Origin of the sequence: Corallococcus sp. AB049A, assembly GCF_003668885.1 — a bacterium.
Lineage (GTDB): Bacteria > Myxococcota > Myxococcia > Myxococcales > Myxococcaceae > Corallococcus > Corallococcus interemptor.
The window spans coordinates 1-9,565 of record NZ_RAWL01000339.1 but is presented as its reverse complement, the minus strand read 5'-3'; the positions used below and the strand labels follow the sequence as shown (position 1 = coordinate 9,565).

The 9,565-nt window shown below is 68.3% G+C and carries 7 protein-coding genes and 1 pseudogene; 4 read left to right on the top strand and 4 right to left on the bottom strand.

Annotated elements, in window-relative coordinates:
- Nucleotides 1-326, bottom strand: a pseudogene (locus tag D7X55_RS29020) (transcriptional regulator); the annotation flags it as partial.
- A 242-nt stretch (nucleotides 327-568) separates the two neighbouring features.
- On the opposite strand from D7X55_RS29020, the gene D7X55_RS44850 reads away from it, so the two are divergent.
- Nucleotides 569-2,860, top strand: a complete 2,292-nt coding sequence (locus D7X55_RS44850) for a lamin tail domain-containing protein (protein WP_233610136.1) — start codon at nucleotides 569-571, stop codon at nucleotides 2,858-2,860.
- 65 nt (nucleotides 2,861-2,925) lie between these two features.
- Here D7X55_RS44850 and D7X55_RS29010 read toward each other — a convergent pair whose 3' ends face one another.
- The gene (locus D7X55_RS29010; RefSeq protein ID WP_121770992.1) at nucleotides 2,926-3,582 is read right to left on the bottom strand and encodes an outer membrane beta-barrel protein; all 657 of its coding nucleotides are present in this window, start codon (nucleotides 3,580-3,582) and stop codon (nucleotides 2,926-2,928) included.
- 193 nt (nucleotides 3,583-3,775) lie between these two features.
- On the opposite strand from D7X55_RS29010, the gene D7X55_RS29005 reads away from it, so the two are divergent.
- The 3 genes from D7X55_RS29005 (at nucleotide 3,776) to D7X55_RS28995 (ending at nucleotide 7,048) form a co-directional block, all read left to right on the top strand.
- The gene (locus D7X55_RS29005) at nucleotides 3,776-4,189 is read left to right on the top strand and encodes a hypothetical protein (protein WP_121724752.1); all 414 of its coding nucleotides are present in this window, start codon (nucleotides 3,776-3,778) and stop codon (nucleotides 4,187-4,189) included.
- Nucleotides 4,190-4,304: 115 nt separating this feature from the next.
- The gene (locus tag D7X55_RS29000; protein ID WP_121724751.1) at nucleotides 4,305-5,177 is read left to right on the top strand and encodes a DUF2381 family protein; all 873 of its coding nucleotides are present in this window, start codon (nucleotides 4,305-4,307) and stop codon (nucleotides 5,175-5,177) included.
- Between the two features lie 77 nt (nucleotides 5,178-5,254).
- A complete protein-coding gene (locus D7X55_RS28995; RefSeq protein ID WP_158626440.1) occupies nucleotides 5,255-7,048 on the top strand; it encodes a serine/threonine-protein kinase in 1,794 nt (597 codons plus the stop codon).
- Between the two features lie 6 nt (nucleotides 7,049-7,054).
- Here the strand turns inward: D7X55_RS28995 and D7X55_RS28990 are convergent, their stop codons facing one another.
- Complete coding sequence (locus D7X55_RS28990) at nucleotides 7,055-7,720, bottom strand: hypothetical protein (protein WP_147470248.1); 666 nt, start codon at nucleotides 7,718-7,720, stop codon at nucleotides 7,055-7,057.
- Between the two features lie 97 nt (nucleotides 7,721-7,817).
- Complete coding sequence (locus D7X55_RS28985; protein WP_147468400.1) at nucleotides 7,818-9,386, bottom strand: hypothetical protein; 1,569 nt, start codon at nucleotides 9,384-9,386, stop codon at nucleotides 7,818-7,820.
- Nucleotides 9,387-9,565 lie beyond the last annotated feature (179 nt).

Below are 9,565 nucleotides of genomic sequence, written 5' to 3'. Positions count from 1 at the left end.
GCCTTGGAGGCCCTGGGGGCCTTGTCCTCCGCGGCGGGCGGAGGGGGGGTGGCGCCGGAGCCGGAGCCGGGCTTGAAGGCCTCCTCGACGGAGGTCTCCACGCGGCGCACGGCGGTCTCAATCTTCTCCGCGGCCGTCTTGGTGGTGGCGGTGGCCCAGGTGCGCAGCTGCGCCAGGCCTTCCTTGACCTTGGCCTGCTTGTCCGGGTCCTTCACCTCCTTGAGGAGGCGCTCGGCCTCGCCCCGGAGGTCGTCCGTGGTGCGCTTGAGCTCGTCACCGGTGCGCTTGAGGAAGTCCATCAACTGCCTGTCCCACTTCTCGGCCATGACGCGTCTCCTCTGTCTGCTCGAAGCCATCCAACCGCACGTATGGACCGCGCGCAAAGCCTCCCGCGCTGTCCAGGTAGGACGGCGGAGCGCGCCAACGATTGCCTTGTGGCAGTGCGTCAGGGGCTCCGCCGGGGTGCAAGCGGGGGGACTCGCGACAGTCTGATGCAAGACACGTTAAGGTGCGTGCCCTCTTCCGGGAAAGCCGCGTTGGGGCGGGCCCGGTGCTGGAGTGTCCCTTTATGGCGTCCCGGTCCTTGCGAGCGCTCACGTCGCTCGTCCTCGTCACCTCCGTCGTCACGTTGGCCGCCTGTGGTTCCGGGGAGCCGGGGTCCACGGGGCCGGTGCTGCCCCAGGTGACGCTGCCGGCGGCCACGGTGGGGGCGGCCTATGAGAAGGTGCTCACGGCGACGGGCGGCACGCCGCCGCTCACGTACACGGTGGACCAGGTCCCGCCGGGCTTCTCCTTCTATGGAGACACCGGACGGCTGGTGGGCCCCGCCACGACGGCCGGCGAGTGGACGCTGACGGTGTCCGTGCGCGACGCGAAGGGGCTCCAGAGCTCCCGGGGCTATGCGCTGCGCGTGTGGTCCACGCCGGTCATCACCACGATGTCGCCGCTGCCGGCCGTGAAGGAGGGCAGCGCCTACACCTTCACCTTCGGCGCCACGGGCGGCGCGCAGCCCCTGACCTGGTCGCAGGCGGGCGGGGCGATTCCGAACGGCCTGACGTTGACGGAGGACGGGGTGCTCACCGGCACGCCGCGGGGCCCGGCGCTGTATGAGTTCACCGTGCGGGTGAAGGACGCGAACGGGGCGCTCGCGGAGGCGGTCCTCCAGCTGCCCGTGCAGACGTCGTCCGGTGAGCTGCCCGACGGCGGCCCGGTGACGGACGGCGGGACGCAGACGGACGGCGGGACGCAGCCGACGGCGACCTTCAAGGTGGGCAACTGGAACATCGAGTGGTTCGGCTCCACGACCGAGGGCCCCACGGACGAGGCGCTGCAGCTGGCCAACGCGAAGGCGGTCATCGCGGACGCGGGGCCGGAAGTGATGGGCGTAGCGGAGATCGTCAGCGAGGAGGCGTTCAACTCGCTGAAGAACGGGCTGTCTGGCTACGACGGCGTGCTCGCCAGCGGCTGGCCCTACGGTCTGACGGACCAGAAGGTGGGCGTGCTCTACAAGACGGACTCGGTGCAACTGGTGAGCTCGAGCGTCGTGCTGACCGAGTGCGCGCAGGACTTCGCCTACCGGCCGCCCCTGCGCGTGAACCTGAAGGTGCTGCGAGGAAGCTCGCCGGTGGACCTGACGGTGATGGTGCTGCACATGAAGGCGTACGCGGATCCGGATTCGTACGCGCGGCGCCAGGCGGCGGCGTATTGCCTCAAGAACTACCTGGACACGTCCCTGCCGACGCAGAATGTGATGGTGCTGGGCGACTGGAACGACGACGTGGACGCGTCCATCTACACGCCCTACGCGTCCCCCTACGTGGACTTCGTGCAGGACCCCGCGCGCTACAAGTTCCTCACCCAGGCGCTGTCGGAGTCCGGGGCGCGCTCGACGGTGAGCAACAGCCAGTTCATCGACCATCAGCTGGCGACGAACGAGCTGGCGGCGTACTACGTGCCGCCCACGGAGGTCATCAAGCCGAGCATCGTCAGCTACAAGGCCACCACGTCGGACCACTACCCCATCTTCAGCAGGTTCAACTTCGGCTCGGCCGCGCAGACGCGCAGCGTGAGGCTGACCGCGCCCAACGGCGGCGAGACGCTGCAGGCGGGCAAGACGTTCAGCATCACCTGGACGTCCAGCAACGTGGCGCAGGTGGACCTGACGTACACGCTGGACGGGACGGTGTGGCGTTCCCTGGCGTCGGGCCTGGCGGCGTCCAGCGGGCGCTACACGTGGACGGTGCCGAGTGAGTCCTCGACGTCCGCGAAGGTGCGCGTGGCGGATTCGTCGCGCACGGACGTGTCGGACGTGAGCGACGGGGTGTTCACGCTGACGCGGCCGGTGCCGCAGGTGTTCATCAACGAGTACCTGCCGCAGCCCAACCCCGCGGTCCCGGGCGGGACGACGCCGGACTACGACCAGCAGTTCGTGGAGATCTACAACGCCGGGCCGACGTCGGTGGACCTGAGCGACTGGACGATCCACGACGCGAAGACGTACTCGGGCCTGGAGGCGGCGCGGCACACGTTCGTGCCCGGCACGGTGTTGCCGGCGGGCAAGGGGTACGTGGTGTATTCCGGCGCGTCGGCGGTGCCGGCGGGGGCGCAGTACGCGACGTACGCCAACAACAACGGCTACGGGCTGCGCCTCGACCGGGGCATCAACCAGGGTGGCGCGGGCGACGCGGTGTACCTGGTGCGCGCGGACGGCACGGTGCAGGACAGCCACTCGTACCAGGTACCGGGCGTGGACGTGTACCAGGGCTATTCGTTCAACCGCAGCCCGGACCTGAGCGCCACCGGGAATTGGAGCTACACCAACCCGACCCCGCGCACCCGGACGGACGGATCCCCGTTCTGAACGGGTTTCCGCGGGCCGCCCCCACGCCTCCGTCGCAGGAGACGTGAGGGCTTGGATGGCGGGGACTACAGCCGGAACTGCACGCGCACGCCCGGCTGGATCCACATGTGGATCTGCTTCTCGCCGTCGGAGAGGTCGTTGCTGATTTCCGCGGCATCGCCCACGCGGATCGCGCCCTTGTTGTACTGCCCCACGGACGCGGAGATGTAGGGCCCCACCGCGATGGAGCGGGTGAGCTGGAGGTCCACGCCGAAGTGGGCATGGCCCAGGTCATAGCCCTCGAGCTTGAACCAGGAGTTCCCCGCCCCTTCGCCCACTTCCAGCGAGCCAATCTCATAGCCCACGCCCACGCCCACCCACGGCGAGACGACGCCGTCCGGCCGGAAGTGGTAGTCCAGGTCGATGCCGAAGCGCAGGACCCTGCTCTTGCAGTCCGCGCCGTCCGCGCACTCGTCACCGGGACCGGAGCCGATGCCGTACTGGAAGTAGGCGCCCAGCGAGAGCTGCCGGTTGAAGAAGTAGGAGACGTCCACCTGCGGCGCCAGGGTGCTGCCGAACGTGTCCTTCAGCGAGAGGTTCGTGCCGGAGTCGCCCACCGGAATGCCATAGGCGCCGCGCACGCCCAGCGCGAGCCCGGAAGTCTTGGGCTCCTGCGCCGCGGCCGGCAGGGCTCCCAGGCAGGTGGTCAGCGCCAGCGATGCGATGAGGTGTCGAGCAGTCATGTCGTCCAGGGAGTGAGGGCCGTCATCCGACGGCGTTGGGAGTTGGCGCCGGCACGCATTGCAAGCCCACGGCCAGGGCCTCCCTGATGCGGGCGCCCTGTGCGGTGGGGATGGCAAGGCATGGGAATGGTCCGGAAGCGCGACAGGAATGTCAGTCTTTCGATTCGGTCGTGCGAGAGTCCCGGCCCGAGCCATGACCTCCGTCCTCACCGAAGACTCCGAAGTCGTCCGCTGGCTGCGCGCTGAGCGCGAGGCCCGCGCGGAGGCCCACTTCGATTCGCGGCACTACGGGCGCGCGCTGGCGCAGCGGGTGGCGGAGCTGCTGGACGCGGGGGCGGACCTGTCCATCACCACTGACCCTCGCGAAGGCGTGTCCCGCGCGCTGTGGCGCTCCGGGGATGGCACGTACGCGCAGGGCTTCCGGTACGTCCAGGGGGGCTCGCGGGCGAAGCGGACCTTCGCGTCGCGGGATGAGTTCACCCGCTGGCTGGCGGAACAGAGTGACGAATCGCTGGCGAAGGAGGACTTCCCGGACGACCCGCGCATGTGGGGCGTGGCGACGTTCAACCGCGAGTTCTTCGCGCGGAAGACGGGCCGGCGGTCGTAGGTAGGACTTTCCACCAACGACTCTTGAGGTAGTCTGGGTTTTCCTTTCCCCGGGCCGTGGTCTTCGTTGCGTGTCACCCCTATCTGTTAGGTTTGAAGGATGGAGGTGACCCGTGATGTCGCTGTCCACTTCGGTCATTCCCCTGGTGCTGACCATCCTGCTGGGCACCACGGCGGTCGCGCAGTCCCGCACTCCCATGTCCCGGGAGCGAAAGGCCCGGCAGCTCACGCTGCGCGCGGAGGAGCCTCCGGTGCTGCATCCGCTGCATGTCGCGGTCCATGAAGTGACCACCGTCACTTTCGACGCGCCCATCGTTCCGGAGTCCGTGGACCGAAGCGTGCTCGCACCCTTCTTCTCCCGCGTGGCGGTGCATGAGGACGTGCTCGTGCTCAAGGCGTCCGTGGACATCCCCGTGGGCAAGGCGCCCGTGCTCACCGTGCGCTTCGCGGGATCCGGGGCTCCCGCGCAGGTGGGGTTCGTGCTCACGACCGTGGAGACGGAGGTGGATTCGCAGGTGGAGGTCCTGCGCCAGGATTCGGGCAGGGAGCTCGCGGACCTGCGGGCACGGTGCGCGCTCAGTGGGCTGGGTGGCGCGGTGTTGACGGGGGCCGTGACCCAGAAGGGCATCGCCGTGGACTACATCCGGGAGTCACCCGTGAGCCGGGGCATCGTCGCCGAGGGACCCCACGTGCTCTACCGCACCGCGAGCACCCGCGCCCTCTCCACCTCATTGCGCAATCCCATGGGCGCGGCCCCCTGGCTCCCAGGTTTTGCTCGCGTGACAGCTCGGGGACCTGAAGCAGGTGGCATTGCCGTCCGAGAGCTTCCCCTGCTCATGCAGGTACGACAGCTGGAGCCTGGGGAACTCGCCACCGTGGTGGTGGAGTGGAACGTGATTCCGGACCTGCCGCCTGGCACGCACTTCATCCTGGAGATCCTGGATGTGAAGGGCGAACGCGGCATTCGCTGGGAGCAGGTGGCGCCATGAGCTCGCATGAGGCAACACCTGGTGCGCCAACCTCCACGAAGCCCGGCCACAAGGCATTCGGCGCGGCCTTGCCTGCCATGCGGCTGTTCTTGGTGGATGCGCTTCCTGCCGGAACGTTCATTGAATCCTGGCGCGTCCACCGGCGATTGGCGTCAGGTGGCTATGGCACGGTCTACGTCGTTCAGGCGAAGCGCCGTCCTCGCGGCAAGCCCTATGCCCTGAAGCTGGCCCGCCAACCCGACAGCCCCTGGTTCTCACGCGAGGCGGAGGTGCTCTCCCGCTTGCGGCACCCGGGCGTGCCTCGCTTCGTGGATGCGGGTGCATGGCGAACGGACTCCGGGAGCTATCCCTTCCTGGTGATGGAGCATGTGGATGGCGAGTCGCTGTACGACTGGGCCCGCGCCCGCAACCCCACGGCTCGCGAGGTGGGTGCATTGCTCGTCCAGGCCGCGGACATCCTGGGCTTCGCGCACCGGCGCGGCGTCCTGCACCGCGACTTCAAGGGAGACAACATCCGCGTCCAGCCGGATGGACGGCTCACCTTGCTGGACTGGGGCGCGGGCTGGCACCCGGACGCAACGCCCCTGACTGGAACTGGCCAGCTTCCTCCCGGCACGGCGCACTACCTGAGCCCGCAGCTCCAGCGCTGGAGGCAGGCAATGCCTGCACAGGGGTGTCCTCGCTATGGCGTGGCGGATGAGTTGTACGCCGTGGGCGTCACCTTCTACCGGCTGCTGACTGATACCTATCCAGCGCTTCCGTTGGAATGGCCCGACTCGCATGTGCCGGAGGCCCTGGCCTCGCTCATCACCCGTCTGCTCGCCTTCGCGCCTGAAGCCAGGCCTCCGAGCGCATCCGAATTGGCCTCCGAACTGCATCAGGTCCTGGCCCATGCGGATGCATCCTGGGACCTGCCCCTGTTCGACTGGGCCACACCGCCCTCCTCTTCTTCATGCACGACACAGGAAGCGCCCGGGATGGCAGGACCCGTGGCACCCGGTCAGGAGGTGCCGCTCCAGCACGCACGTCTTCAGCGCCTGGACCGGCTCCAACGCATCCGCGACGCACGCGAGCTGCGGCGCCGGGTCCCCGCCCATGTCGCCCGCATGGAAGCCCGAGCCATCCTCGCCGCGAGCGCGGACCGGCACCGACACGCATTGCGAGCCCGCTGGCGCCAGGGGGCCGTGGGCGTCGCCTTCGTGCTGTCCCTGGCGTGGCTGGTGTGGAGTCTGGGGACCTTCTCCAAGGGCAGCGTCGATGCGCCAGCGCCTCCTCCGCCTCCCGTGGCGCGGGGACCTGGGCCCGACCAAGCTGCCGCCTCCGAAGCGGCCTCCCCTTCCCCTGCGCCGCTTCCGTTGGAGCAGGAAGCCATGACCCTTCCCCTGAAGCAGCGAACCCGTTCACTCGCGCGAGGCTGCACGCTGGCCGTCGGCGCGGCATCCACGCTCATCGCTTGCGCGGGCGCGCAGGTGACGCCCAGACCCCAGCGCTGTTCCTCGGAGGCGTTGGAGTCGATGAAGAAGCTGGACCTGTGGCGGGATGGAAAGGCGGCCATCACGCTCGACGTCCGCTATCCATTCCGCACGGATGCGACCCTGGTCTCCGTGAGCGATGGGGACATCGTGAGCGTCCAGAAGGAACAACATGGTGGCCTTCCAGCCGGCACCCTGCTGTATGGACAACTGTGGACGCAGGGAGAACGCGTGGTGGGCCGCTACACTCGAGCGGAGACACCGGACGGCCGCACCCATCCTGTCTGCTTTGTCCTCGGGAACAGTGACGGCTGGTGGCCCAAGGACCCGAGTTCCAAGCCTGGCACCGCCCTGCTGCCCCGCAGCGTGGGCTACACCGTGGTGGACGCGTTCCCGTAGCGGTTCTCACGGCGGCAGGTCGCGCAGGAGTCTCGTCAGGGGGATGTAGAGCTCCAGCCCCTGGTGGTACCAGAGCAGCAGGACCGCGCTTCCCAGCACGAGCCCGCCCAATGCCCGCATGGCACTGCCCACAGGGGGCTTCGCTTCCCGGAGCCCCCACGCGCCGCAGAAGACCGCGAGCGGCGCGAACAGCGGCACGACCAGGCCGGCCAGGCCGTAGTGCCACGCATGGTGCGCCATGGGGTTGTCCTGCTGCCGTGCCCGGTAGCGCTCCAGCGCCGGACGTGGGACGTCCCGCTGGAAGAAGAGCTGGTTGCGCACGCTTCGGTGGGCGAAGAGCGCGCAGCCCGTGAAGAAGAGGAACGCCAGCAACAGCACGGGCCTTGCGTCCTCGCTCCACTGCATCCAGCCAATGAGCGTCAGGAGGCCCGGGGTGATCAGCAGTGCATACCGCGCCCAGGGCCTGCCCAGGTAGAAGCCCGCGGCCACGCCCGTCACCGCCAGGAGCACCGCCGTGAGCGGGACGACCCAGACGTTGTCCGCCCTCGCCAGGGCCCCAAGAATCCAGGACGCCGCGATGATGTCCACGGCCGTGACGAACAGCGCGACGGCCTCCGCCCAGACGTCGCGCTTGCCCAGGTGCGTGAGGCGGAACAACTCCAGTGCATCCATTTCAGGAAGAGGGCTTTCCGGAGTCACCCCCAGGGACATGCTTCCAGTGTCGCACGGCCAAACGCCGCGCATGTCGCGTGGGAGCGGCCCGGCCTCGCTATTCCAACAGGTCCAGCATCGCCAGGGGCTCCTTGGACTCCAGCAGATCCAGCCGATGCCGGGCCTTCACGGCCAGCTCCAGCGGCTGGACACCATGGCGGAACCAGGCATGCGCGATGCGGTCAATGCCCGCGCCAATCAACGGTGCCGCTGTCCGCAGACTGGCGCGCAGGGCCACCGCGTTCGTCTGTCCCCCGTGCAGCACCAGGTTGCGCTGGCGGTAGAGCCGGCGGAATGCACGCACCGCATAGCCCTCCACGTCCTTCAGCTTCTTGCGAGGGTCCTTGAGCAGTCCCTCCATGCGCGCGACCGCCGCCTGGTGACTCCAGACAGGTCCCTCCCAGGGGAGTGGCTGGGCTTGCCGGATGGCCTCCAACATCAGTGATGAGCGTTCGTGATTGCTCGTGCACTTCAGGACCTGCTCCTGCAGGGGGCTGGCGTTGTTCTTTCCTTGGAGGGATGCCAGCAACGTCAGTTCTGCCCGGGGAAACGAACACGCAACCAGGGCAGCCAACCGGTCACCCGCGGGCGACTTCTGACCGTCCTCCGGAGCGACGAGCAACGCTTCAATGGCGGCCCACCCGGCCGCCACCGCGACCACGGCGGGCGCATCCAACTGCCCCAGCAACTCGAAGGCCGCGTCAACACGGCTGGGCGGCCCGGACGCGAAGAGCTGGTCCTGACGCTCCAAGCTGCGGACCTCGACTCGCCGATGCCGACGGAGCGGCAGCGGTTGTCGGATGCCTTCGACGTACGCGTGCTCGCCATGCCTCATCCGATGGCCCACTCCGATGAGAAGCCGGGCGGCCAGTTTCTCCACCGTCTCCGATGCCCGTTCCACCGCGGAGAAGGCGTCGCGAGCTTGCACTGTCAGCAACCAGCCCCCGCTCTGCCGGACACGGGTGGCATCGAATCCATTCGTGAGGAGCCACTTCGAAACCGTGGGCGCACCACACCATTCATTTGGTGGAGGACCCTGAAGCCCCAGAGCGTTCTGCACGGTCAGGAGGACCTGGAAGCGCGAGGGCTGCGTACGGGCCAGGGCGTGCGCTTCCTCCAGCAGCTCCGGCAGAAGATAGGTCTGCGTGGAATGGACGAGCCGGTATGTCAGCCAGCGATGGAGGAAGTCCGGGCTGAATCCCGAATCCAGTAGATGCGACGCGACGGCACGAGCCACCCGCTCGGGCTTTACCTGGATGCCCAGCGCGATCTGTCCCGCCCAGCGGGACAAATACGACGCATCCATCTCCTCGGTGAGACGGTGCACCGCGGGCAGTTCGCCGGAGCGGGGCCTCAACGGTGAGCCCAGCAGACGCTGCAGCAGACTTCGGGAATGAGGCGCGATGCCTTCGTCCGGGCCTAGGGTCCGGGAGAGTTCATTCGCCAGCCACTCGACGGCCTTGTCGGAGAGGACGCCCGCCGGGACGGCCTCCACCGCCTCCAGCAGCTCTCGGAGACTGAGCACTGTCCCCACCTCCCACAGTCCTCGAAACCAGGCCGTTCGAGCCGAGAAGAACTCCAAAAGACGCGCCGCCACCCGTTGTGAGCTGTCCTTGATTTCAAGCACCGAGCGCCTTACTTTTCAGGCAGGTCGCTTGACCGCCCTCTATTCGGAGGCCGTCCCCATCTGGGAGTCGTTCTTCCCCGTGGGTCTCTGCCTCCATTTTTTTGTCCGCGGATGGGGCAACCGGTCAGCCGCCCCCGCCCCCGCGAACCTCCCCCACGCTCGAAGCAGGATTCGAACCC